Origin of the sequence: Enterococcus sp. SMC-9, assembly GCF_021011285.1 — a bacterium.
GTDB lineage: Bacteria > Bacillota > Bacilli > Lactobacillales > Enterococcaceae > Enterococcus_C > Enterococcus_C montenegrensis.
In genome coordinates, this window is sequence record NZ_JAILYE010000005.1 from 21929 (window position 1) to 45958 (window position 24030).

The window sequence follows — 24030 nt, forward strand, 5'->3', positions numbered from 1 at the left end:
GATGAAAAGTGCTTTGCTCAAAACAAGTTTGAAAGAGATAAAAAATTCACCGGCTCGCTTTTTGTCGATTCTAGGTATCATCTTTTTAGGAACAGCCTTTTTTGTTGGGATTGGTGCAACAGGACCAGACATGATCACCTCCAGTGATAATTATTATGATCAAACGCAATTAGCAGATGCTACCATAATAGCAACATTAGGTCTATCCGATACGGATCTTGATTTAATCAAAGAAGATAGCCAAGTCGCAACCGCAGAACCGGAATATATGCTTGATTTAAATTTAAGCGATAAAAACCAAGTATTGCGATTTTTGGGGTATGATAAAAAACAAAAGCTAAATCAGTATCACATCGTAAAAGGGCGCTTACCCAAACAGTCAGGTGAAATTGCATTAGATGATTTAGCAGACTATCACAAAGACTACCGCATTGGTGACAAATTTACAGTGGCAGTTGATGATGATAAAAAACAACAGCTAAAAAGAAGAGAATTTAAAGTTGTGGGGTTTGTGAATAGCCCGGAATACATTGAAAATATTAAACGTGGGAATACTAATGTCGGCACTGGTACGGTCGATTATTTTGCAGTCGTTGATAAAAGTGACTTGAATCTTAAAGCCTATAGCCGGATTTTGGTGCAATTTAAAGATAGTAAAAAACAGGTGGCCTATTCAAAGACTTATGAAGATACTACGGATAAAGGAATTAAAAGCCTAAAAAGAAAGTTGGCTAAAAGACCACAGCTACGTCTAGTTGAGGTCAAAGAAGAAGCTCAAGTACAATTAAAAGCAGTTCAAGCTGAAATTACAAAAGGTGAGAAAGCTTTAGACACAGGCGAAGATAAACTAAAAGCAGCCAAAGAAAAAATTGACAATGCCAAAAAGGAATTAGCCACCAAAACAAAAGATGGCAAAATAGCCCAAGAAACAGCGGCAAAAAATTTGGCCACAGAAGAAGAGGAACTCCAGCAGCGAAATGAAGAATTAAACCAACAGGCGCAATTGTTAAAAACTGAGCAAGAAAATGTAAGAAAAGCGCGTAAAGCGGCAACTACTGCTCCAGCTTCCCAGGAAAATGATTTGAAAATCAAACAAGTTCAAGCACAAATTACGAGTGGAAATGATTTGAAAAGTCAGTTAGAGCAACTGACGGTTGATGAAGAAGAACTTTCAGATATGATTAGTGAACAGAAAAGTTCCCTTTTGCAACTGGCAGAATCATTGCAAGCCGACGAGCTGGTTAAAATGATCAACAATTGGGATGAAGAAAATACGACGTCAGCCGATATTATGGCAGCTTTAAAAGAAGTCACCAAACAAGTGAGCGACTTAAAAAATCAGTTAACACAATTGCAAAATAGTCAAACAGACAGCTCTTTTGATCTTCGTGAGATTGAAGAAAAAGAACGGAGCTTAGCCCAAGAAGAAACAAAATTGGAAGAAGCAAAAAAAGCGCTGGAACAAGATGCTGAAAAATTGAGCACAGCTAAACAAACCCTAGCCAAAGAAAATGAAAAGGCCAAGGAGGATTTGCAAAAGGCTGAAACTCAAATCTCAGATAGCGAAAAAGAATACCAAAAGCAATTGGCAGATTTTCAAGCAGAAACAAGTGCCAATATGCCTAAATTACTAGATGCAGAATTACAATTAAAAAATGAGCAAAAACGTTTAAGTGACCTAAAGCCAGCCGAGTATATTTTTAGTGATCGCAATGATAATCCCGGCTATACAGAATACAAGCAAAATGCCGATCGCATTACCTCGCTAGCGACCGTTTTTCCTCTGATATTTTACTTGATTGCAGCATTGGTTAGTTTGACTACTATGAGTAGAATGGTAGAAGAAAAAAGAGGCGAGATTGGAACTTTTAAAGCGTTAGGGTATCGCAATTATGAAATTGCTTTGAAATTTCTTATTTATTCCTTATTAGCGGGAATTATCGGTTCACTACTGGGGTTATTGGTTGGCTTCAAGTTGTTTCCAAGTATTATTATTGAAGCCTATGGTCAACTTTATAACTTGCCTTCTTTTGTTACACCATGGTATTTAAATTATACAATCATCGGTATTGTCGTGGGTTTGATTTGTACCGTTGGAGTCGCGATGTTGACGGTGCGACTTGATTTAATTGCACCCCCTGCAACTTTGCTGCGTCCTAAAGCACCAAAGGCCGGAAAACGCGTGTGGTTAGAAAATATTAAACCGTTGTGGAAACGCCTGAACTTTAATCAAAAAGTCACACTGCGAAACTTATTCCGGTATAAATTGCGGATGCTGATGACAATTGTCGGAATTGCTGGCTGTACGGCCATGATTGTGACCGGATTTGGTTTGCGGGACTCCATTACCGATATCATCCCTTTGCAATTTGAGAAATTGTGGCATTACCAAGCTGTTGTTTCCTTTAGTGATGATCAGGCAGCAAAAGATCGTTACCAAAAAGATGCCAAACAATTAAATCGCTATCAAGACACGCTGTCAGTTAGCATGGAGACCTTCAACGTTTCCGGTCATGGTAAAACACCGCAAGATGTTAGTGTCTATGTACCGCAAAATGCCAAAGATTTAGACCAGTTCATTTTATTAAATAATCGTCAAAGTAAGCGGGAATACCAATTACAAAACAAGGGTGCTGTAATTAATGAAAAATTGGCGCAACTTTTTGACCTAAAAATTGGGGACACCATTCAGTTAAAAGATAACAATAAACAAAGCTATCCAGTTAAAATCGCGGGAATTGCTGAGAACTATACCGGACATTTTGCTTATTTGAGCCCAGCTTATTATGAACAAGTCTTTCATAAAAAGCCGGATTACAATGCTGCTTTCTTATTATTTAAAAAGGATTTAACCAGCAGTCAGGAAAAAGACGTAGCCGAAAAGTTGATGGACAATCCTGGTATTGTCAATGTAACTTTTCTATCAGATTCACTAAATGCACTAGATGACACGACCCAAGCGTTGACGATTGTAGTTTGGGTATTGATTATCTCAGCGGGACTTTTGGCCTTCATTGTTTTGTATAACTTAAACAATATCAATATCTCTGAAAGAATTCGCGAGCTTTCAACCATCAAAGTCTTAGGATTTTACGATAATGAATTAACCATGTATATCTATCGGGAAAATATTATTTTAACAATCTTCGGTATTTTACTTGGATTAATCTTAGGTAAAATTGAACACGATTTTGTCTTGAAGACAGTAGAGTTAGATATGGTCATGTTTTCACCAACTATTCAGCCTTTGAGCTATTTGTATGCCAGTCTCATTACAATCTTCTTTACGATAATTGTGGGTATTTTTGTCTATGTTAAGTTAAAAAACGTGGATATGATTGAAGCCTTAAAATCAAATGAATAAAAAAGATCAAGTCCGTTTTGTTTTTTGTCTTAAGAGACAAGCGGACGGATCTTTTTTATTTTTCTTTGTATCCGTTTTCGTTTTGTGTCTTAGGACAGTTTTGTTACAATTAAAGTAATAACAACAAAGGAGGAGGAAAATGTCTTTAAAAGAAGCAGGAATGATTACAATTGTTGCCATGTTATTTGTCTTTTTTATTTTAACGGCATTATGGGGTGCGTTACTTTTATTTAAAAAGATTTTTAAGGAGATGAAAGATGACTGAGATTATACAAAATATGATAGAAACATCGGGTTTTGCCGGCATGACGGGAAAACATTTGATTATGATTTTAATTGCGATTATTTTTTTATACTTGGCGATTTTTAAAGAATATGAGCCTTACTTACTATTACCCATTTCTTTTGGTATTTTATTGGTGAATTTACCTTTTACAGGAATTTTTGCTAGCCCGACAGATGTTGAACCAGGGGGACTTTTGTATTATTTGTATCAAGGAACAAATCTGGGAATTTATCCACCGCTTATCTTTTTATGTTTGGGGGCATCCACTGACTTTGGTCCTTTAATAGCTAATCCCAAAACCCTACTTTTAGGTGCGGCAGCGCAATTTGGAATTTTTGCGGCCTTCTTTGGGGCGATTTTACTCGGTATGACTGGACCAGAAGCGGCAGCAACCGGAATTATAGGTGGTGCAGATGGTCCGACTGCCATTTATTTGACTACCAGATTAGCGCCGCATCTATTGTCTGTGATTGCAATTGCCGCATACTCTTATATGGCGCTAGTACCGTTGATTCAACCGCCAATTATTAATGCCTTAACTACAAAAAAAGAGCGGAAAATTAAAATGCAAATGCAACGGACAGTAACAAAAAAAGAACGGATTGTTTTTCCAATTTTTACCACCATTTTTGTAGCGCTGGTGGTTCCGGCAGCGACGACCTTAATTGGTTGTCTGATGTTGGGTAATTTGATTCGTGAATCACAAGTGGTACCTAAGTTAACTGAAACGCTGCAAAATGCTATGATGTATATTATTACCATTTTGCTAGGGTTAACGGTTGGTGCCAAAGCAGAAGCGGACATTTTTTTATCGTTAGAAACAATCAAAATTATCATTTTAGGATTATTTGCTTTTGCCATTGGAACGGCCGCAGGAATATTATTTGGCAAATTAATGTGTAAACTAACAAAGGGCGAAATAAATCCGATGATAGGTGCAGCCGGTGTCTCAGCAGTGCCGATGGCAGCCAGAGTGGTGCACAAGGAAGGTTTAAAAAATGACCCGACGAATTATTTGTTAATGCATGCCATGGGGCCTAATGTAGCTGGCATTATTGGTTCTGCCGTGGCAGCGGGAACGTTGTTAGCTTATTTTGGTTAAAAAAAGAAGATGGCCATCATTGACCATCTTCTTTTTCATTTCTTTTTTTTATTTCGCTTTGTACTTCTGCAAGCATAAAGTGTAATTTTTCTTCTTTTTTCTTTAATTCCACTAAATCTTCGGCAATCTCTTTTTCTTTTTCGTTGGTCGGTGGCCGCAATATGAAGTTAATCGCTAAGGCAATAAACGTCCCGATAAAGGTGTCCAACACCCGATCAATGGCAAAATAAACCGATTGGCTTTCGGTTACACTTAGCGTAATTAAAAGCATGGTGGCAATTGCTGAAATAATACCAGAATTATTATTAATTCCATCAGAGACAATAATCACCAAAGCTACAAAAATCGGTAACGCAACCAATTCTACTAAGAAATCATGGTGGAAATATTGTTTGATAAAAAAATAAAGAATTGCGGCAATACCGCCAATTGAATTACCCAAGACGCGAGATTTGCCAAAAGAAACGGTTGTGGTTAAATCTTGACGCAATGAAAAAACAGCAGCTAGCGCGGCAATCAAAGGTTGCCCACGGTCGATAAAATGAAAAAGCAAGATACAAATCATAACTGCTAGTGCTGTTTTCATGGTGCGCATTCCAATTCGAAAACGTCCTAATCGCATTATTTAGCTCCTGTTCTATAATTTTTGCTTTGTAAATAAGCTGGTGAAATTTGATTGTTCTTCTATAAATATGATAACGAAAATCCATTAAGATTGCCAGTTTACTGTGAAATCGGTAAACTAAAAGCAAAGGAGGGTCTTATGAAAATTGGATTACGTACGATTAAAACAGTAATTGCTGCCAGTTTTGCGATGTTTTTTGCGCAATTATTAAATTTATTATATGCACCAGCAGCCGGTATTATTGCCGTCTTAAGTGTCGGCAATACCAAAAAAGCTACGCTACTCACCGCTTTTTATCGCGTCGTATCTTTGATTATTGCGACGATTATCGCCTTTTTTATTTTTAATATATTGGGCTTTAATCCTTTTTCCTTTGGTATTTTTTTATTGCTATTTATTCCAGTTTCCGTTTATTTCAAACTAGATGACGGCATCGTTGTCAATTCGGTTTTAGTTACCCATTACTTAACGGAACAATCTTTTGCGTGGCAAATTATTACTAACGAATTTCTATTAATGAGTTTAGGTGTAGGGCTTGCCTTATTGGCAAATTTGTATATGCCTGATATTGGCAAAAATTTAAAAGAAGAACAGACAATTATTGAGGTGATGTTTAAAAAGCTTTTAGCCCAACTGGCAAGTGGGTTAAATACACCTGCTGCTGCCAAAAAAGCCCAACAAACCTGTGGACAGCTCGTGGCATATTTACACGAAGCACAAATTAAAGCCAAGCGGCATCAGCAAAATCAATGGTTTCAAGAAGACACGACTTTTGCCACCTATTTTACGATGCGGCGTGGGCAAGTATTGATTTTAAGAGACATGATAAACTTATTGGATCAGATTGAAGTCGAAGAAGAATATGTAGCTGACATGCGTTATTTGTTGCAAACAACCGCCAAAACATTTGGGTATGACAATGATGGCCGCGAATTGTTACAGTTAATTGCAGCAATTGGTCATAACTATGAAGAAAGTCCACTGCCTAAAGACCGTTTAGAATTTGAAAATCGGGCCCGGTTGTTTCAATTTCTGCAATTGTTTACCAGTTTTATTGAAACAAAGGTGGAATTTAGTAGTAATTTAGAAAATTAAAAAAGAGGGCGCAAAAATTACTTATAAAACACCGCTTATTTGTAAAAGAGAAGGGGACTAAAATCAGTCAAGCGCTTTTACGAATAAACGGTGTTCCAAATGTTTTAGGAAAAATGTTCGGAAGTAGTTTATGTTGCTTTTTTTAGTTAGTGACTTGTTAAGTACCCGGTTGTAAAACTGTGCTATTTAGCCCAATCTTTTTGCATTTGATCTAAAATAGCAATAACATCATGGGTTAAAAAGAGAGATTTATTGGGTTTGCCTTCAATAGTTGCGGTTAAGTTATCAATTTCATAACCAAAAGCTGCGTTACTGGCACCGCTAATAATAGTTTCTTTGCTGCCGTCTGTATAGGTTAATGTCGCTTTATCTGCTCTAGGATAGTCATTAATTTCCAAATAGCCATTTTCAAAAGCTACAATACCAATTTTGGGCATTTTTGCTTGGAAGGTTAAGCTAACGGTAGCCAATTCATCTTCTTTTGTACGTAAAATGGTCACCGACTGTTCATCGACGCCAGTTGAAAAAGGTACCATAGTAGTTGCAACAACAACTGGTGTGCTAGATAAAAAGTAACGGGCAAAAGAAACCGCATATGTGCCAATATCAAGTAAAGCACCACCGGCTAATGCTGGATTAAAAAAGCGATTTTTAGGATCGGGTTCTTTGTAGCTGCCAAAAGGTGCTTGAATCATTTTTAATTTGCCTAATTTGTTTTGATCAATTAAGCGTGTTAGTTCATCGTATAATGGCATGTTGAAGATTGTCATTGCTTCTTGTAAGATTAATTTTTTCTCTTCTGCAATTTTCATGACATCTTCTAGTTCAGCTAAGTTCATTGTGATGGCTTTTTCACATAAGACGTGTTTGCCTGCTATTAAAGCTTTTTTGATATAATCATAGTGAGTGGCATTTGGGACTGCCACATAGACAATATCGATATCACTATTGAGCATTTCCTCATACGTGCCGTAACTATTGGCAATTTGATAACGAGTGGCAAATTCTTTTGCTGTTTCTTCTTTACGAGAAGATACAGCGGTAAGGGTACTTTGTTTACCGGTAAAATTTTCCGCAAATTCGTGGGCAATCCCACCAGTACCGGCAATTCCCCATTTGTAATTTTTCATAAAATCAGCTCCTTTGCTTTAGTTTAGCAATCTTTTAAAAATTAGGAAAGTTACAGGCCTATACCTATCTTAAACAAATAATTTAAGTAAAATAAATAAGAGGAGGATTCTTATGCACGAAGTATATATCACCATTTTAGTACAAACAATTAAAGAACAGTACACAAATGAAGTAACATTTTATCAAAATGTGTTAAATACTGACAAGGTCAGCTGGGAAAAATGGAAGAGTGGAAACGGTACATTAACTCCAGAGCAAAATCAAAAAATTAAGAATCTTTTTAGCGATTATGAATGGATGCTCATGCAAAAAGTGCTGCGCCAAACGATTATTTTCCCCGAAAAAAGAACGCAGGCAGTTAGTGAATATCGCCGTTTGAAAACGCAGATTGCACAAAAATGGTTACAAAAAAAGTTGGCTGATGTTGAAGTAATTACCCATAATGAAGAAAAAGAGAATAATCAGTTGCTTGATTTACGCGTTTTTATTACGTATGATGAGTGGGGTTTTGATGATATCTTAAGTTTTCGCTTGCCAGCACGGATTCAACAACAGTTACAACAAGAAAAAGTTGGCCTGTTAGCTTGGGTTAATGAAAATTTAGAAGAAACCTACAATCAATAGCTATTAAAGGAGCGTTTTAGACTTTTGAATAAAATAATCGGAGTAGGTGCGGTTTTAATCGTAGCTTGTGCCACTTTTTTTGTTTTTTTTGGTCAATATCAACAAAATTATGCGAATAAAACAGTGGCATCCACAGCCATTAGTGCCAAAAAGACAACAACCACCACCTCTTCAACACCTATGCGACCAACAGACTTGCCACAGATTGCACGAGATGATTGGAGGTTAGTCTTAGTTAGCCCGGATCATAAAATCGTAACAGAAGTACCAGAAGAACAATTAACCACCTTAGCTGATGGGCATATTGTCGATCAAAGGATCGTGAAAAGTTATGAAGAATTAACGGACGCTGCTAAAAAAGACAATATCAAGCTCCATCTGGTTTCTGCGTTTCGCTCAGTTGCTTATCAAAAACAAGTTTTTAATGAGCGCGTGACGCAATTAGAAAATCAAGAGCAGTTAACTAAAGAAGCCGCAACACAAAAAGCCAAATTGACCATGACCGAACCTGGTTATAGTGAACATCATACCGGACTTGCAGTAGATGTTGTAGATGAAAATTGGTTAGCCTCTAATCCCAATATGGTGTTAGATGAAAGCTACAGTAGTCAACCAGGCGCGCAATGGTTACAAAAAAATGCCAGTCGCTTCGGTTTTGTCGTGCGCTATCCTGATGGTAAACAAGCTATTACGAAAATCACCTATGAACCGTGGCATTTACGTTATGTTGGAGTAAAAAGTGCTGAATATATGACAAAACATAATTTAACACTGGAAGAGTATCTTGACCTATTAGAAAAGTGGGAGGGTTATGAGCATTAAAAGAAAATACACGAAACGTAAAAAGGCCGGCTTTCCAGCAATTTTAGCCGGATTTTTGCTTATTTTAGCGGCTTTTGTTTTTTCAATTAAACAATTAAGCCAGCCGACTACACCGACACAAGTGGCATCTGTAACAAATGAAGAAGTCAGTCGCAAAGAATTTATAAAAAAATTAGTTCCCCACGCCCAAGAACTTCAAAAAGGCTATGGCGTTTTACCTAGCATTATCCTAGGTCAGGCAGCGCTAGAGTCGAATTTTGGTCAAAGTCAATTAGCTAGTGAGTATAAAAATTTATTTGGCATTAAAGCTTATGGAGATGTCCCGAAAGTAAAATTAGATACCCAAGAATTTGTCAACGAACAATATATCACCATTAAGGGTGAATTTAAGGTTTATGATTCTTGGGAAGCTTCTATGGATGATCACACGATGCTTTTTGTTAACGGTGTGAACTGGGATCGACAAAAATATGAGTCTGTATTATTAGCCCAAGATTATAAACAAGCTGCAAAAGCCTTACAAGAGGCGGGATATGCGACAGATCCTCAATATGCTGATAAAATTATAAGTATGATAGAAGAGTATAATTTAATGCAATATGACTAGTTTTCAATCAAAGGAGGAGTGTTTTCATGGAGCAAAAAATGCCGAAAATCTCGACTGAATTACGCAAAGATATCGTGCGCGTTCCTAAAATTATCCGCGAAGCAACCGGCATACAAATTTTTGGACGTCGGATACGTTCCATTATCTTTACAACTGATATCGCGATTATTCGCAATACCGATGCCGATGCGGTTATTGCTGTGTATCCTTTTACACCACACCCGGCTATTACCAAATCGATTATTGAGGCTGCTGATATCCCCGTTTTTTCTGGTGTAGGTGGCGGCTTAACACAAGGTGAACGTTCGACTTATATGTCGATGTTTGCTGAGGCACAAGGATCGATTGGCGTCGTTTTAAATGCACCAACATCAGTAGACACCGTTCAAATGGTTTGTCGCGTAGTAGATATTCCTGTTGTAAGTACAGTGACCTCTAAATTAACACCAATTGATGAAAAATTAGCGGTGGGGGTTAAAATTATTAATATCAGTGCGGGCAAAGATACGGCAGATACTGTTCGACATTTCCGTGAAAACTATCCTGATTTACCCATTATGGCAACGGGCGGTCCAACAGAAGAAAGTATTTTAGAAACGATTCAAGCTGGCGCCAATGCCATTACCTTTACACCACCATCTAATGGGGAATTATTTAGTCGTAAAATGGAACATTATCGTCAAATGGAAATTGATAAGGAAGGCTAAATAAATTGTAGTAAAACCGATAAAAAACCAGTCAAAAGTTCGCTGAATTGCTAGACTTTTGACTGGTTTTTATTCAATTATAACCTGTTATTAAAAGTGCGAGCCAATTTAAGTTTCTTTAAAAAAATAAATTTTTACGCTGAAATTCCGTATCTTATCACTCGTTTTCTAATTTAGCTTTTATAAGGTTAAAGCGCATTTATAAAATAATTTTGGCGTCTTTTTCTTTAATTCCGTAGATTTTTTGTTTGTGATTGTCTTGCCAATAATACAGTTCACGGCTTTTATTGGTCATAAGAGCAATCAGTAAATCTTTAATGGTTAAAGGTGCTTTATTTTTTTCGGCAATGAAAACAAAGTCGCCTTTTTGATCGATTTTGATAGCTGTAACGAAAGCATCTTCGATATAAAGACCTTGGTAATTTTCTTTTTTTGGCATAGTAGCCAAAATAGTGACGAACTCTTTTGCTTGCATAATCTTCCTCCAACGACGAACTAGTAAGGTCACTATAGCATAGTTTTTAAAAAAAGTTTCTGCCTTTTTATGACAGAAATGCCATGAGCTAAAATTTTGTCGTAACTGTTATTCACCAGCAGTTGAGAAGGAATGAAAAAATCTTACAGAAATTATCATTCTTTCAAGAAAATTGGTTGCCAGTTTTCAATGAAGGTGTTATACTCCAATACATAATTTATTGCGCATGGCGCAGTAAGCTACATACCTGCTTATATATCGTCGTAATCTGGTCGACAGTCTCTACCCAGTACCGTAAATACTGGACTATAAGCAAAAAACGTGCGTAAGGCGCTTTTTTTGCTTAGACTGGCAAAAAGCGTCTTTTTTTGTTAGTTTGGCAGTAAAGATGAAAAATTAAGAAGGAGCAGTGTGATTATGAAAGAATTAGTAGCAAGAATCAAAGAAGATGGGCGTGTATTAGGTGACGGTGTTTTAAAAGTGGATAGTTTTGTAACCCACCAAGTTGATCCCGTTTTAATGGAGGCAATCGGCAAAGTTTTTGCAGATGTCTTTAGAGCAGCTAATATCACAAAAGTCGTGACGATTGAAGCTTCCGGCATTGCTCCAGCGCTTTATACGGCACAAGAATTAGGGGTTCCTTTAGTCTTTGCCCGCAAGTCTAAAAGTTTAACGATGAACGAAGAACTTTTGACAGCGCAAGTTTATTCCTTTACAAAACAAGTAACGAGTACTGTTTCGATTTCAAAAAAATTCTTAACAAAAGACGACAATGTATTATTAATCGATGACTTTTTAGCAAATGGACAGGCAGCAAAAGGTTTAATTGAGCTTTGTCAACAAGCTGGTGCTCATGTTGAAGGAATCGGCATTGTGATTGAAAAATCTTTCCAAGATGGCCGCAAACTTTTAGAAGACATGGGGATTAAAGTTGTTTCATTAGCACGAATTGCATCATTAAAAGCAGGTGAAGTTGAATTTATCGAGGAGGATGCTTAATTGGATAAGCAGACACAAAACGGAAAAGCAGCCGTATTAGGGTTGCAACACTTACTTGCGATGTATGCCGGTGCCGTGGCAGTGCCACTTTTAATCGGAACAGGTTTAGGTTTTAACGAAACACAAATGACCTATTTAATTTCTATTGATATTTTCATGTGTGGGATTGCAACGCTTTTACAATTAACAGTAACGAAATTTTTTGGTATTGGCTTACCGGTAGTTTTAGGGTGTGCCATTCAAGCTGTTGCCCCGTTGATTTTAATTGGTAGTAAATCAGGTGTTGGTGCCATTTATGGTTCCATTATTGCTTCTGGAATTTTTGTAGTTTTAGTAGCAGGTTTCTTTTCAAAGATTAAAAAATTGTTCCCCTCATTGGTAACAGGAACAGTTATTACAGTGATTGGATTAACTTTAATTCCGGTTGCTATTACCAAAATGGGTGGCGGCGATGTGACAGCTCAAAATTTCGGTGATCCCAATCAATTGATTTTAGCTTTTGTCACCATTTTATTAATTGTTGGTGTTCAAGTTTTCGCTAAGGGATTCTTGCATTCAATTTCTGTTTTAGTCGGACTTGTGGGGGGAACACTACTGGCTTGTTTGATGGGATTAGTTGATTTTGCTGCAATTGGTCACGCACCTGTTTTCCATATTCCGCAACCATTTTACTTTGGAAAACCAACTTTTGATGTTTGGTCGATTTTACTTATGATTATCATCTCGATTGTCAGTATGGTAGAGTCAACGGGCGTTTATTTTGCGCTAGGAGATATTACAGGTAAAAAAATTACAGAAGATGATCTTAAACGCGGGTACCGCGCAGAAGGATTGGCAGTTATTTTAGGTGGCATTTTTAATACATTTCCATATACTGGTTTTTCACAAAATGTTGGCTTGGTACAACTATCAGGGATTAAGACGAAAAAACCAATTTATTTTTCAGCTATTTTCTTAATTATTTTAGGACTTTTCCCTAAAATCGGTGCTATTGCTCAAATTATTCCTGAACCCGTTTTAGGTGGGGGGATGTTAGTTATGTTTGGTATGGTGGCTGTTCAAGGAATGAAGATGTTGTCAAAAGTTGATTTTAACAACGATAAAAATTTGTTGATTATTGCTGTGTCCATTAGTTTTGGCTTAGGCTTTAACTTAATGCCACAACTTTTTAGCCAATTACCAGAGACTGTTCAAATGTTCACCGGTAATGGGATTGTTATGAGTAGTTTAACTGCGATTATTTTAAATCTTGTCTTTAACGGTTTGAAAGATGATGAAAAAGTCGTGATTGATTAGGCAATAAAGCAAAATAGAAAATTGATGCAAATGACAGTGCGCTTGTCATTTGCATTTTTTTGTTTTAAATAAAACACGAACGAAAAAACTAAAAACAATATTATTATTCGAGTAATTATTTACAGTCGAAATTATCCTTGTTACAATAAAAAAAAGTCAACGATAAAGGAGCAAATCATGACAGCAGAAGTTGCAATAATTATGGGAAGCGTATCCGATTGGGAAACAATGAAACACGCTTGTGAGCAGTTGGATGAATTAGAAATCAGCTATATAAAACAAGTTGTATCTGCCCACAGAACACCAGATTTAATGTTTGAATTTGCCGAGGGGGCAAGAGAAAAAGGAATAAAAATAATCATTGCCGGTGCGGGTGGCGCTGCACATTTACCTGGTATGGTCGCTGCCAAAACAACGTTGCCAGTGATTGGTGTTCCAGTTAAATCACGAACATTAAATGGTTTGGATTCTTTGCTTTCGATTGTGCAAATGCCAGCTGGAGTGCCGGTTGCGACGACGGCAATAGGACAAGCTGGTGCAACAAACGCCGGACTACTTGCGGCGCAGATGCTTTCCATGTATGATTTAGACATAGCGCAAAAATTAGCTGAAAAGAGAGCGACGATGCGTGAGATTGTGATGGAAAGTAGTGATCAACTTGGTTAAGCCTTTATTACCAGGAGCTGTAATTGGGATTGTCGGCGGTGGACAATTAGGTCGAATGATGACCATTAGTGCAAAGGAAATGGGATTTCGTGTTGGTGTTTTAGATCCAGCCGAAGACTGCCCGACTGCGCAAGTGGCCGATTGGCACATTGTTGCAGCTTATGACGACGTTTTTGCTTTAGAAGAAATGGCACGACGTTGTGATGTAATTACTTATGAATTTGAAAATGTAAGTGTGGATGCCTTAAATGCGATTATTTATACCGCCAATGTCCCACAAGGTACAGATCTTTTAGCGATTACCCAAGACCGTTTAATGGAAAAAGCTTTCTTGGAAGAAAATAATATTGTGATTGCTCCTTATGAAACAATCATTAGCCCAACTGATATTCAAGATGCTATTGACAGTATCGGTTATCCTTGTGTGTTAAAAACCACGCGGGGAGGTTATGACGGAAAAGGACAGTATGTTTTATATAGTACTGCTGATTTGGCGCCGTCCATGAATCTATTGCGTTCAGGTACTTGTGAATTGGAAGCGTGGATTCCTTTTGAAAAAGAAATTTCCGTGATGGTTGCCGGTAATGGCAGCGGTGAATTTATGGTGTTTCCAGTAGTAGAAAATATCCATCGTAACAATATTTTACATGAAACGATTGCGCCAGCACGAGTTGCAACCGAAGTTTCACAAGAAGCACAACGAATTGCCAGAGTGATCGCAAAAGCGCTGGATTTACGAGGTGTTTTGGCCATTGAAATGTTTTTAACCAAAACAGGTAGCATTTATGTTAATGAATTAGCGCCTCGGCCGCATAATTCTGGTCACTATTCTATTGAAGCTTGCAGCCAAAGCCAATTTGACGCCCATATACGTGGGATTTGCGGTTGGCCACTAGGTGAAGTCAAATTATTAAGTGATGCTGTTATGGTCAATATCTTAGGTGATGAGCTAGGGGAAACCTATGACTTGATTGCACGAAAACCCAATTGGCAGTTTCATTATTATGGAAAAGCACAAGCAAAATCTGGCCGTAAAATGGGACACATTACCATTACCACAGATGATATTTATGGCACCTTAGAGGAAATCTACCAAACCAATATTTGGGATTAGATAACGCGTGTCTTAAAAGTTTAAATAGAATATAAAATAGAGGAGCTATTGCATGTTAGAACGTTATACACGCCCGGAAATGGGTGCAATTTGGACAGATGAAAATCGTTATAAAGCGTGGTTAGAAGTAGAAATTTTAGCTGATGAAGCTTGGGCTGAATTAGGTGAAATCCCAAAAGATGATGTAAAAAAAATTCGCGAACAGGCAACATTTGATATTCCAAGAATTTTAGAAATTGAAGAGGAAACGCGGCATGACGTGGTTGCCTTTACCAGAGCAGTCTCAGAAAGTTTAGGAGAAGAACGCAAGTGGGTACATTACGGCTTAACGAGTACCGATGTGGTTGACACAGCTTACGGTTACTTATTAAAACAAGCTAATGATATTTTACGCAAAGACTTACAAAACTTTTTAGAAATTATCGGCAATAAAGCTATCGAGCACAAAAACACAGTCTGTATGGGTCGGACGCATGGTGTCCACGCAGAACCAACTACTTTTGGCTTAAAATTAGCTACTTGGTATTCTGAAATGAAGCGAAATATCGAACGCTTTGATCATGCTGCCAAAGCAGTTGAAGCTGGCAAAATTTCTGGTGCAGTGGGAACATTTGCAAACATTCCACCTTTTATTGAAGAATATGTCTGTGAACACTTGGAAATTCGGCCCCAAGAAATCTCAACACAAGTATTGCCTCGCGATTTACATGCAGAGTACTTTGCTGCAATGGGATTAATTGCAACTAGTATCGAACGTTTTGCTACTGAAATTCGTGGATTACAAAAATCTGAAACAAGAGAAGTAGAGGAGTATTTTGCCAAAGGTCAAAAAGGCTCATCTGCTATGCCACACAAACGCAATCCGATTGGCTCTGAAAATATGTGTGGACTGGCGCGGGTGATTCGTGGTCATATGCTAACTGCCTATGAAAACGTACCGTTGTGGCACGAGCGGGATATTTCTCACTCTTCAGCAGAACGTATCATTGTTCCGGATACAACAATTTTATTGAACTATATGTTAAATCGTTTTGGCAACATCGTTAAAAATTTGACAGTCTTTCCGGAAAATATGAAACGAAATATGGATGCTACTTTTGGCCTGATTTACAGTCAACGGGTAATGTTAAAGTTAATTGATAAAGGAATGACCCGAGAAGCAGCATATGATTTGGTACAACCAAAAACTGCCTTTGCATGGGATCATCAAACGGCTTTTCGACCTTTGTTAGAAGAAGATGAAAAAATCACTTCTATTTTAAGTAATGAGGACTTAGATGATGCCTTTGATTATCATTACCACCTTAAAAATGTAGATGCAATCTTTAAACGTGTCGGTCTAGAATAAAAAAACGACGAACTCGCAAATGGGTTCGTCGTTTTTTATTTCTGGTTGTTTAACTTTATAAATAACTCTGCGGCTATTTGAACCTTATGCCGCAAAACCAAAATTTCTATAAAAAAAGACGCTGATAATAAATCAGCATCTTTAACCAAATACTACTTTTGGTTGTGTATAATGGCGCATTCTTTCATCTCGCAAAACAGCGAGGATGTTTTCTACAAAGGAAAAATTATACTCTTCCAAATTAAAAAATACTTTAAAAGTATAGTTGTTTTTAAAGAAACGTTGTTCATGAATCTGTTCGATAATTAACTCTTCGTTGTGACTGTTTTGATATCGAAAAATTCGTTTGCGACAGTCAACATGACGTTTTGATGCTTGTTTTACCTTGCGAAAAGTATAAAACGAAGTATTTTTATTCATTTGATAAACTTCTTCTACTGCTAATAAGTCGTTAAACAGCCGACGTTTTTCTTCAAATACAAGGGAATCCAAAAAGTTGGCAACCAGTTGACTTTCTTCCATGCATAGGCCTCCTAAAAATAATCCTATCAATGAGTCTAAAAGTACTATAACACTTTTTTATTTTACTGTAAACGCTTCATTAAAAACCGCTTTGAAAAACTATTTTAAAAAATTTTACGAATAGTTATATCAATAAAAATATTTTTTTTGAAAAAAAGTTAAACACGAACAATTAAGTACGTTTTGATAATTATTATCCAGATAAATGTTGACCCGTATCTTTGCGATTGTTAAAATAAACACAAGTTAAACACGAACGATTTTGGCGATGCAAAATTTAATGTCAATAAAATGAGGTGCAAAATGCAAAAAAAAGAATTACGTTACGCCGGCAAAGCTAAAAAACTTTATACGACTGACGATCCAGCTGTTTATTGGGTAGAATATCTTGACCAAGCTACTGCGTTAAATGGCGCTAAAAAAGATCAAGTATCTGGCAAAGGGGCGCTAAATAATCAAATTACCAGCTTAATTTTCCAACAACTAAAAAACGAAGGAATTCCCTCTCATTTTGTCGGGAAAATATCAAAAACCGAACAATTGATAGAGTGTGTAGAAATAATTCCACTGGAAGTTGTTGTTCGGAACACTGCTGCAGGTAGCTTCTCAAAACGATTACAAGTTGCAGAAGGAACACCCCTTAGTTTTCCGGTTGTAGAGTTTTATTACAAAGAAGATAAACTAGATGATCCTTTCATTAATGACGATCACGTAAAATTACTAAAATTAGCTACAGGCAAAGAGATTAACGATATTAAACATTTAGCTCGAAATGTAAATGTGGCGTTACAACGAATTTTTGCCCAAATTGGCATTAAATTAATTGACTTTAAAATTGAAATTGGACGCACCACTTCCGGGCAACTGCTCTTGGCGGATGAAATTTCACCAGATACTTGTCGACTTTGGGATTTGGCAACCAATGAACATTTAGATAAAGATATTTACCGACGTGATTTAGGGGATTTGGTTCCTGTTTATGAAGAAGTTTTAAAGCGTTTAGAAAATCAATTTTTAGTGGAGGAGCAATAGCATGTATTTCGTAAAAGTTTATGTAACGTACAAAGAATCAGTTTTAGATCCACAAGGGCAAGCAGTTAAAGGTGCCGTTCATCGTATGGGTTATGAAGAAATTGATGAGATTCGCATCGGAAAATATTTTGAAATTAAAGTAGCTAAAGGCGATCGGCCCGTTGAGGAAATGATTGAAAATATTTGTGACAAGTTACTTGCTAATGTCAACATGGAAACTTATCGTTACGAAATTACTGCAATGGAGGAAGTTTAATATGAAATTCGCCGTAATTGTATTTCCCGGCTCTAACTGTGATATGGATATGCTTTGGGCGATTAAAGATGTGATGGGATCACAAGCCGAATATGTCCGTCATGATGTTACTTCTTTAGCGGGTTTTGATGGTGTGTTATTACCTGGGGGATTTTCATATGGTGATTACTTGCGCTGTGGTGCAATTGCTCGTTTTTCACCAATTATGGCTGAAGTGAAACGATTTGCCAAAGAAGGAAAGCCTGTATTTGGTACTTGTAATGGTTTTCAAGTGTTAACAGAGGCGGGCTTGTTACCGGGGGCTCTAATTCGGAACAAGTCGTTACACTTTGTTTGCAAAACGACACCTTTAAAGGTGAACAATCAAACAAAATTTACTTCTGAATATGAAAACGATGAGGTAATCAAAATCCCCGTCGCTCATGGGGAAGGAAATTATATCTGCGATGAAAAGACATTAGCAAAATTAAAAGCCAATAATCAAATTGTTTTTACGTATGAAGAAGATGTGAATGGCAGTATGGCAAATATCGCTGGCATTTGTAATGAAGCTGGTAATGTTATGGGAATGATGCCCCATCCAGAACGTGCGATGGAAGAATTATTAGGTTCAACAGATGGTCGTCGTTTTTTTGCCTCAATTTTGAAAAATTTTGGAAAGGTGCCAGTTAAATAATGATGAAAATAAGTGAACCAACACCACAAGAAATAAAAGAGCGTAAAATTTACGCGCAGTGGGGCTTAACTGATGAAGAATATCAGATGATTTCAGAAGATATTTTAGGGCGCTTACCTAATTATACTGAAACTGGTCTTTTTTCTGTCATGTGGAGTGAACATTGCTCTTATAAAAATTCAAAGCCCGTTTTACGCAAATTTCCAACTAGTGGACCCCAAGTTTTACAAGGACCTGGTGAAGGTGCTGGGATTGTTGACATTGGTGATGGTCAAGCGGTTGTTTTTAAAGCGGAAAGTCACAATCATCCGTCAGCTGTTGAACCTTATGAAGGCGCAGCTACCGGGGTTGGTGGAATTATTCGCGATATTTTTAGTATGGGAGCACGTCCGATTGCAGTTTTAGATTCTTTGCGTTTTGGCGAGCTGAATAATTCCCGCACAAAATATTTATTAGAAGAAGTGGTGGCTGGAATTTCAGGTTATGGTAACTGTATTGGAATCCCAACTGTCGGCGGCGAAGTAGCCTTTGATCCTTGCTATGAAGGCAATCCGTTAGTTAACGCTATGTGCGTTGGGTTAATTGAGCACAAAGATATTCAAAAAGGCCAAGCTAAAGGTGTCGGAAATGCAATTATGTACGTTGGAGCCAAAACAGGACGTGATGGCATTCACGGTGCAACCTTCGCCTCAGAAGAATTTGTTGAAGGCCAAGAACAGCAACGTTCAGCCGTTCAAGTAGGCGATCCATTTATGGAAAAACTGTTACTAGAAGCCTGTCTAGAATTAATTTTAGAACATCAAGATATTTTAGTTGGCATTCAGGATATGGGGGCGGCCGGTCTGGTATCTTCCAGCTCAGAAATGGCTTCAAAAGCTGGCTCTGGTTTAAAACTATATCTAGATGATGTACCACAACGGGAAACGGGTATGACCCCTTATGAAATGATGTTATCTGAATCGCAAGAGCGCATGTTAATTTGTGTGAAAAAAGGACATGAAAAAGAAGTTGAAGCGCTCTTTAGTAAATATGAGTTAGACGCAGTCACAATTGGTGAAGTAACCGATGACGGTTTATATCGGTTGTATCATCGTGGTGTTGAAGTAGCGAATTTACCTGTCGATGCGCTAGCAGAAGAGGCACCGACCTATCATAAAGCATACGCAGAACCAGCGCGAATCAAAGAATTTGCCAAATTAGCTGATTTTACGCCAGTAGTAGAAGACGCTACGGCTACTTTATTACAACTTTTACAACAACCTACTATTGCTTCTAAAAAAATGATTTATGAAACTTATGATTCACAAGTACGTACGAATACCGTAGTAGCACCAGGAAGTGATGCTGCTGTTTTACGGGTACGTGGGACAAAAAAGGCTTTGGCGATGACGACGGATTGTAATGCGCGCTATTTATATTTGAACCCAGAAATTGGCGGACAAATTGCCGTTGCCGAAGCGGCACGAAATATTGTTGCAAGTGGTGGACAGCCACTAGCAATTACCGATTGCTTAAATTATGGCTCGCCAGACAAACCAGAAGGATTTTGGGAACTATGGACCTCAGCTGATGGAATCAGTGAAGCTTGCCGCACTTTGGATACGCCGGTTATTTCGGGGAATGTTTCTTTATATAACGAAACAGACGGCAAAGCAATTTATCCAACGCCAATGATTGGAATGGTTGGTTTAATTGCTGATAGTAAAAATATTACTACCCAAGACTTTAAAGACGCAGATGACTTAATTTATCTTGTGGGGGAGACGTTTGCTGATTTTAACGGAACTGAAATCCAAAAAATGCAAAAAGGTCTAATTGAAGGTAGACTTATGAATTTCGATTTAGCAAATGAAAAAGCCAATCAAGCTTTGGTATTAAATGCTATTCAAAAAGGACTTGTAGTCAGTGCACATGATTGTGCTGAGGGTGGTTTGGCGATTGCGTTAGCCGAGTGTACGTTTAAAAATGGTTTGGGAATTTCAGTTGATGTTTCAATGCCAAAAGAAAACCTATTTTCAGAAACACAATCTCGTTTTGTTTTATCAGTGAAAAAGACAGCTCAAAAAGATTTTGAAATGTTAGCAAAAGATAAAGCAACTTTGATTGGGACAGTCACTAATGATGGAAAAATTAAAATTAATGCAAATGACGGCAACATTGCAGTTGCAACGCATACTGCAAAAGAACTTTGGGAGGAAGCAATTCCATGTCTTATGAAGTAAAAAGTTTGAATGAAGAATGTGGCATTTTTGGCGTCTGGGGTCACCCAGACGCTGCGCGTGTCACTTATTTTGGTCTCCATAGTTTGCAACACCGCGGTCAAGAAGGAGCGGGGATTGTTTCAAACGATGCCGGTAAATTGTACGGCTATCGTGAATTGGGGTTATTGTCTGAAGTTTTTAAAGACGATAGACAGCTCGCACAATTAAAAGGAAATGCGGCGATTGGCCACGTGCGATATGCGACGGCCGGTAATGGTAGCGTTGATAATATCCAACCCTTTTTGTTTAAATTTTACGACTGTTCTGTCGGTCTTGCCCACAATGGTAATTTGACCAATGCTTGTAGTTTACGGACAGAATTAGAACGTGATGGCGCGATTTTTCATTCTAATTCTGATACTGAAATTTTAATGCATCTGATTCGGCGGAGTAAAAGAGAAACGTGGTTGGATCAATTAAAAGAAGCGTTAAACCAAGTTAAAGGCGGTTTTGCCTACATTTTAATGCGGGAAGACTACATGATTGCAGCGCTTGATGCCAATGGGTTTCGTCCTTTGGCCATCGGGAAGATGAAAAACGGGGCCTATGTGGTGGCCTCTGAAACATGTGCCTTAGAAGTTAGCGGGGCAGAATTTGTTCGTGATGTACAACCCGGAGAAATTATCATCATTAATGATGATGGGGTTAAAATCGAACATTTCACTAAAGATACCCAACATGCTATCTGTTCGATGGAATATGTCTATTTTGCGCGACCAGATTCCAATATTGCCGGAGTGAATGTTCACACAGCGAGAAAAAATATGGGGCGAAATTTAGCCAAAGAAGCACCAGTAGCAGCTGATATGGTCATTGGTGTGCCCAATTCTTCTTTGTCAGCTGCTAGTGGCTATGCAGAAGCTTCAGGTATTCCTTATGAACTGGGATTGGTGAAAAATCAATATGTAGCCCGCACGTTTATTCAACCAACTCAAGAATTAAGAGAGCAAGGAGTGCGGATGAAATTATCAGCTGTTCGAGGAGTAGTTGCTGGTAAAAAGGTAATTATGGTGGACGATTCGATTGTAAGAGGAACTACCAGCCGCAGGATTGTGGATTTACTAAAAGAAGCTGGTGCCAAGGAAGTGCACGTCAGAATTGCTTCACCACCTTTAAAATATCCTTGTTTTTATGGCATTGATATTCAAACACGAAAAGAATTAATTGCGGCCAATCATTCGGTAGAAGAAATTCGTCAAGTGATAGGAGCCGACTCGTTAAGTTATTTAAGCGAAGAGGGTTTGATTAACGCCATTGGATTAGATTTTGATGCCCCATATGGCGGTTTATGTATGGCCTATTTTAACGGGGACTATCCAACCCCTTTATACGATTACCAAGAAAAATATCAGGCTTCATTAAAAGAACAAACTTCATTTTTCTAAATAAAAGGAGCGAAAATAAGTGGCCAATGCATATGCAAAAGCTGGCGTTGATGTGAACGCTGGGTATGAAGTAGTAGAGCGAATCAAAAAACATGTGAAAAAAACGGAACGTCTAGGTGTGATGGGTGCGCTAGGTGGCTTTGGTGGTTGTTTTGATTTAAGTAGCTTAGGTGTAAAAGAACCCGTTTTAATTTCCGGGACTGATGGTGTCGGGACTAAACTAATGGTAGCTTTTAAAGCGGATAAACACGACACTATTGGTATTGATTGTGTGGCGATGTGTGTAAATGATATCGTTGCGCAAGGAGCAGAACCTTTGTATTTCTTAGATTATTTGGCAACTGGCAAAAACGAACCTGCTCGCTTGGAACAAGTAGTTGCAGGTGTGGCAAACGGGTGTCTTGAAGCTGGTGCGGCTTTAATTGGTGGTGAAACTGCTGAAATGCCAGGTATGTATGCAACAGATGAATACGATTTAGCTGGCTTTGCAGTAGGTGTAGCCGAAAAAAGTCAAATAGTAACCGGCGAAAATATCAAAGCAGGCGATATTTTGTTAGGATTGCCCTCAAGTGGAATTCACTCAAACGGTTTTTCGCTTGTTCGAAAAATTTTCTTTACCGAACATAATTTAAGTGAAGCTAAAAAGATTGCTGCGTTAGGGGATAAACCGTTAGGCGAAGTTCTCTTAACCCCAACTAAAATTTATGTGAAATCAATCCTCCCGCTAGTAAAAGAAAATTTGGTGAACGGCATTGCCCACATTACCGGTGGTGGTTTTGTAGAAAATATTCCGCGGATGTTAAAGGAAAATGTTGCTGTTGAAATTACAGAAGGTACCTGGCCAGTTTTACCAATTTTTGACGTGTTGGAAGATTATGGCAAAATCAATCACGCTGAAATGTTTGAAATTTTCAATATGGGAATTGGTATGGTATTGGCAGTAAGTCCCGAAAAAGTGGAACAAGTTAAGCAGATTTTAGCAGCTTTAAATGAACCTTGTTATGAAATTGGTCGAATTGTCGAAAAAACAAAAAACACGCCTTTACTTACGATCCACGAGGAAAAAAAATGAGGATTGCAGTTTTAGCTTCTGGGAATGGGAGTAATTTTGCTGCTATTGCCGATTATTTTCAAAAAGAAAGCGTAGCAGCGGAAATCGCCTTCGTTTTTAGTGATAAAAAAAATGCTTTTGTGCTGGAACGGGCCCAAAAAATTGGGGTTGCAACGTTTCAATTTAGTCCTCAAGACTTTCCAAGTAAAAAGGATTATGAAAAAGCGCTGTTAGCGTTAATGCAGCAAGAAAAAATTGATTTAATCGTTTTGGCGGGTTATATGCGCATTATTGGCCCCCAACTTTTGGCGGCTTTTCCCAAAAAAATTATTAATATCCATCCGTCATTACTACCGGCTTTTCCTGGTCTTAACGGCATCAAAGATGCCTATGATTATGGCGTCAAAGTAACGGGGGTAACGGTACATTACATTGATGCCGGTGTGGATACTGGTCCGATTATTGCCCAAGTTCCTGTTTTAATTTTAGATGATGATCTAGCCAGTTTGGAAGCCAAAATTCACCAAGCCGAGCATCAATTATACCCCGCCGTTTTAAAACAAATTGTACAGGGGCAGCAATAAAG

The 24030-nt window shown here is 37.9% G+C and carries 24 protein-coding genes and 1 riboswitch; of the genes, 20 read left to right on the forward strand and 4 right to left on the reverse strand.

The annotated features are described in order from the left end of the window. Position 1: 1 nt before the first annotated feature. From K4422_RS08475 to K4422_RS08485, 3 genes are all read left to right on the forward strand, one after another. Complete coding sequence (locus K4422_RS08475; protein WP_230710540.1) at positions 2–3364, forward strand: FtsX-like permease family protein; 3363 nt, start codon at positions 2–4, stop codon at positions 3362–3364. A 139-nt stretch (positions 3365–3503) separates the two neighbouring features. Continuing rightward, positions 3504–3629, forward strand: a complete 126-nt coding sequence (locus K4422_RS08480) for an OadG family protein (RefSeq protein WP_206903733.1) — start codon at positions 3504–3506, stop codon at positions 3627–3629. Further along, entirely contained in the window at positions 3622–4752 is a 1131-nt protein-coding gene (locus K4422_RS08485; RefSeq protein ID WP_230710545.1) for a sodium ion-translocating decarboxylase subunit beta, read from the forward strand. The genes K4422_RS08480 and K4422_RS08485 overlap by 8 nt, the downstream gene beginning before the upstream one ends. 16 nt (positions 4753–4768) lie before the next feature. On the opposite strand, the gene K4422_RS08490 is transcribed toward K4422_RS08485, so the two are convergent. Then, positions 4769–5374, reverse strand: a complete 606-nt coding sequence (locus tag K4422_RS08490; protein WP_206903731.1) for an FUSC family protein — start codon at positions 5372–5374, stop codon at positions 4769–4771. Positions 5375–5515: 141 nt separating this feature from the next. On the opposite strand from K4422_RS08490, the gene K4422_RS08495 reads away from it, so the two are divergent. Beyond that, positions 5516–6472 carry an aromatic acid exporter family protein gene (locus K4422_RS08495; RefSeq protein ID WP_230710547.1) on the forward strand — a complete coding sequence of 319 codons (957 nt, stop codon included), beginning with the start codon at positions 5516–5518 and terminating at the stop codon, positions 6470–6472. Positions 6473–6654: 182 nt separating this feature from the next. Here the strand turns inward: K4422_RS08495 and K4422_RS08500 are convergent, their stop codons facing one another. Then, a complete protein-coding gene (locus K4422_RS08500) occupies positions 6655–7602 on the reverse strand; it encodes a Gfo/Idh/MocA family protein (protein ID WP_206903729.1) in 948 nt (315 codons plus the stop codon). Between the two features lie 112 nt (positions 7603–7714). On the opposite strand from K4422_RS08500, the gene K4422_RS08505 reads away from it, so the two are divergent. Genes K4422_RS08505 through K4422_RS08520 form a run of 4 tightly spaced genes read left to right on the forward strand, consistent with a single transcriptional unit; the run spans position 7715 to position 10363 of the window. After that, positions 7715–8227 (forward strand): hypothetical protein, encoded by a 513-nt coding sequence (locus K4422_RS08505; protein WP_206903728.1) that lies wholly within the window; start codon positions 7715–7717, stop codon positions 8225–8227. Between the two features lie 24 nt (positions 8228–8251). Beyond that, on the forward strand, positions 8252–9049 hold the full coding sequence (locus K4422_RS08510) for a M15 family metallopeptidase (protein WP_230710550.1): 798 nt from the start codon (positions 8252–8254) through the stop codon (positions 9047–9049). Beyond that, entirely contained in the window at positions 9039–9656 is a 618-nt protein-coding gene (locus K4422_RS08515; RefSeq protein WP_230710552.1) for a glycoside hydrolase family 73 protein, read from the forward strand. Before K4422_RS08510 ends, K4422_RS08515 begins: the two co-directional genes overlap by 11 nt. Positions 9657–9682: 26 nt before the next feature. Next, the gene (locus tag K4422_RS08520) at positions 9683–10363 is read left to right on the forward strand and encodes a hydrolase (protein ID WP_230710554.1); all 681 of its coding nucleotides are present in this window, start codon (positions 9683–9685) and stop codon (positions 10361–10363) included. A gap of 199 nt (positions 10364–10562) precedes the next feature. Here the strand turns inward: K4422_RS08520 and K4422_RS08525 are convergent, their stop codons facing one another. After that, entirely contained in the window at positions 10563–10838 is a 276-nt protein-coding gene (locus K4422_RS08525) for a hypothetical protein (protein WP_206903724.1), read from the reverse strand. Positions 10839–11069: 231 nt separating this feature from the next. After that, positions 11070–11167, forward strand: a riboswitch (purine riboswitch). Positions 11168–11255: 88 nt separating this feature from the next. Between K4422_RS08525 and K4422_RS08530 the strand changes: the two genes are divergently transcribed. From K4422_RS08530 to purB, 5 genes are all read left to right on the forward strand, one after another. Next, positions 11256–11837, forward strand: a complete 582-nt coding sequence (locus K4422_RS08530) for a xanthine phosphoribosyltransferase (RefSeq protein WP_230710557.1) — start codon at positions 11256–11258, stop codon at positions 11835–11837. Next, the gene (locus K4422_RS08535) at positions 11838–13133 is read left to right on the forward strand and encodes a nucleobase:cation symporter-2 family protein (RefSeq protein ID WP_230710559.1); all 1296 of its coding nucleotides are present in this window, start codon (positions 11838–11840) and stop codon (positions 13131–13133) included. Positions 13134–13310: 177 nt separating this feature from the next. Further along, the gene (gene purE / locus K4422_RS08540) at positions 13311–13799 is read left to right on the forward strand and encodes a 5-(carboxyamino)imidazole ribonucleotide mutase (protein WP_230710561.1); all 489 of its coding nucleotides are present in this window, start codon (positions 13311–13313) and stop codon (positions 13797–13799) included. Further along, on the forward strand, positions 13783–14913 hold the full coding sequence (purK, locus tag K4422_RS08545; protein ID WP_230710563.1) for a 5-(carboxyamino)imidazole ribonucleotide synthase: 1131 nt from the start codon (positions 13783–13785) through the stop codon (positions 14911–14913). Before purE ends, purK begins: the two co-directional genes overlap by 17 nt. 52 nt (positions 14914–14965) lie before the next feature. Further along, positions 14966–16261: an adenylosuccinate lyase gene (gene purB, locus K4422_RS08550; protein WP_230710565.1), complete on the forward strand. Its 1296-nt coding sequence runs from the start codon at positions 14966–14968 to the stop codon at positions 16259–16261. A 141-nt stretch (positions 16262–16402) separates the two neighbouring features. Here purB and K4422_RS08555 read toward each other — a convergent pair whose 3' ends face one another. Beyond that, positions 16403–16783 carry a hypothetical protein gene (locus tag K4422_RS08555; protein ID WP_206903718.1) on the reverse strand — a complete coding sequence of 127 codons (381 nt, stop codon included), beginning with the start codon at positions 16781–16783 and terminating at the stop codon, positions 16403–16405. A gap of 303 nt (positions 16784–17086) precedes the next feature. On the opposite strand from K4422_RS08555, the gene purC reads away from it, so the two are divergent. The 7 genes from purC to purN are packed head-to-tail and all read left to right on the forward strand — an operon-like array spanning position 17087 to position 24028. Beyond that, positions 17087–17815: a phosphoribosylaminoimidazolesuccinocarboxamide synthase gene (gene purC, locus K4422_RS08560; RefSeq protein WP_230710566.1), complete on the forward strand. Its 729-nt coding sequence runs from the start codon at positions 17087–17089 to the stop codon at positions 17813–17815. Between the two features lies 1 nt (position 17816). Continuing rightward, on the forward strand, positions 17817–18071 hold the full coding sequence (gene purS, locus K4422_RS08565; RefSeq protein ID WP_206903716.1) for a phosphoribosylformylglycinamidine synthase subunit PurS: 255 nt from the start codon (positions 17817–17819) through the stop codon (positions 18069–18071). 1 nt (position 18072) lies between these two features. Next, entirely contained in the window at positions 18073–18747 is a 675-nt protein-coding gene (gene purQ, locus K4422_RS08570) for a phosphoribosylformylglycinamidine synthase subunit PurQ (protein WP_230710573.1), read from the forward strand. Then, a complete protein-coding gene (gene purL / locus K4422_RS08575) occupies positions 18747–20969 on the forward strand; it encodes a phosphoribosylformylglycinamidine synthase subunit PurL (protein ID WP_230710575.1) in 2223 nt (740 codons plus the stop codon). The genes purQ and purL overlap by 1 nt, the downstream gene beginning before the upstream one ends. After that, positions 20954–22393: an amidophosphoribosyltransferase gene (gene purF / locus K4422_RS08580; protein ID WP_230710577.1), complete on the forward strand. Its 1440-nt coding sequence runs from the start codon at positions 20954–20956 to the stop codon at positions 22391–22393. The genes purL and purF overlap by 16 nt, the downstream gene beginning before the upstream one ends. A 19-nt stretch (positions 22394–22412) precedes the next feature. Next, on the forward strand, positions 22413–23465 hold the full coding sequence (purM, locus tag K4422_RS08585; protein ID WP_230710579.1) for a phosphoribosylformylglycinamidine cyclo-ligase: 1053 nt from the start codon (positions 22413–22415) through the stop codon (positions 23463–23465). Further along, on the forward strand, positions 23462–24028 hold the full coding sequence (purN, locus tag K4422_RS08590) for a phosphoribosylglycinamide formyltransferase (protein ID WP_230710581.1): 567 nt from the start codon (positions 23462–23464) through the stop codon (positions 24026–24028). The genes purM and purN overlap by 4 nt, the downstream gene beginning before the upstream one ends. The last annotated feature ends 2 nt before the right edge of the window (positions 24029–24030 follow it).

Bases quoted from the DNA above. Each gene is read 5' to 3' on its own strand.
- K4422_RS08520 (WP_230710554.1), top strand. From the start codon at position 9,683: ATGGAGCAAAAAATGCCGAAAATCTCGACTGAATTACGCAAAGATATC.
- K4422_RS08490 (WP_206903731.1), bottom strand. From the start codon at position 5,374: ATGCGATTAGGACGTTTTCGAATTGGAATGCGCACCATGAAAACAGCA.
- purQ (WP_230710573.1), top strand. From the start codon at position 18,073: ATGAAATTCGCCGTAATTGTATTTCCCGGCTCTAACTGTGATATGGAT.
- K4422_RS08555 (WP_206903718.1), bottom strand. From the start codon at position 16,783: ATGGAAGAAAGTCAACTGGTTGCCAACTTTTTGGATTCCCTTGTATTT.
- purE (WP_230710561.1), top strand. From the start codon at position 13,311: ATGACAGCAGAAGTTGCAATAATTATGGGAAGCGTATCCGATTGGGAA.
- K4422_RS08495 (WP_230710547.1), top strand. From the start codon at position 5,516: ATGAAAATTGGATTACGTACGATTAAAACAGTAATTGCTGCCAGTTTT.
- K4422_RS08485 (WP_230710545.1), top strand. From the start codon at position 3,622: ATGACTGAGATTATACAAAATATGATAGAAACATCGGGTTTTGCCGGC.
- purB (WP_230710565.1), top strand. From the start codon at position 14,966: ATGTTAGAACGTTATACACGCCCGGAAATGGGTGCAATTTGGACAGAT.
- purL (WP_230710575.1), top strand. From the start codon at position 18,747: ATGATGAAAATAAGTGAACCAACACCACAAGAAATAAAAGAGCGTAAA.
- K4422_RS08500 (WP_206903729.1), bottom strand. From the start codon at position 7,602: ATGAAAAATTACAAATGGGGAATTGCCGGTACTGGTGGGATTGCCCAC.
- K4422_RS08475 (WP_230710540.1), top strand. From the start codon at position 2: ATGAAAAGTGCTTTGCTCAAAACAAGTTTGAAAGAGATAAAAAATTCA.
- purC (WP_230710566.1), top strand. From the start codon at position 17,087: ATGCAAAAAAAAGAATTACGTTACGCCGGCAAAGCTAAAAAACTTTAT.
- K4422_RS08505 (WP_206903728.1), top strand. From the start codon at position 7,715: ATGCACGAAGTATATATCACCATTTTAGTACAAACAATTAAAGAACAG.
- K4422_RS08525 (WP_206903724.1), bottom strand. From the start codon at position 10,838: ATGCAAGCAAAAGAGTTCGTCACTATTTTGGCTACTATGCCAAAAAAA.
- purS (WP_206903716.1), top strand. From the start codon at position 17,817: ATGTATTTCGTAAAAGTTTATGTAACGTACAAAGAATCAGTTTTAGAT.
- purF (WP_230710577.1), top strand. From the start codon at position 20,954: ATGTCTTATGAAGTAAAAAGTTTGAATGAAGAATGTGGCATTTTTGGC.
- purN (WP_230710581.1), top strand. From the start codon at position 23,462: ATGAGGATTGCAGTTTTAGCTTCTGGGAATGGGAGTAATTTTGCTGCT.
- K4422_RS08530 (WP_230710557.1), top strand. From the start codon at position 11,256: ATGAAAGAATTAGTAGCAAGAATCAAAGAAGATGGGCGTGTATTAGGT.
- K4422_RS08515 (WP_230710552.1), top strand. From the start codon at position 9,039: ATGAGCATTAAAAGAAAATACACGAAACGTAAAAAGGCCGGCTTTCCA.
- K4422_RS08480 (WP_206903733.1), top strand. From the start codon at position 3,504: ATGTCTTTAAAAGAAGCAGGAATGATTACAATTGTTGCCATGTTATTT.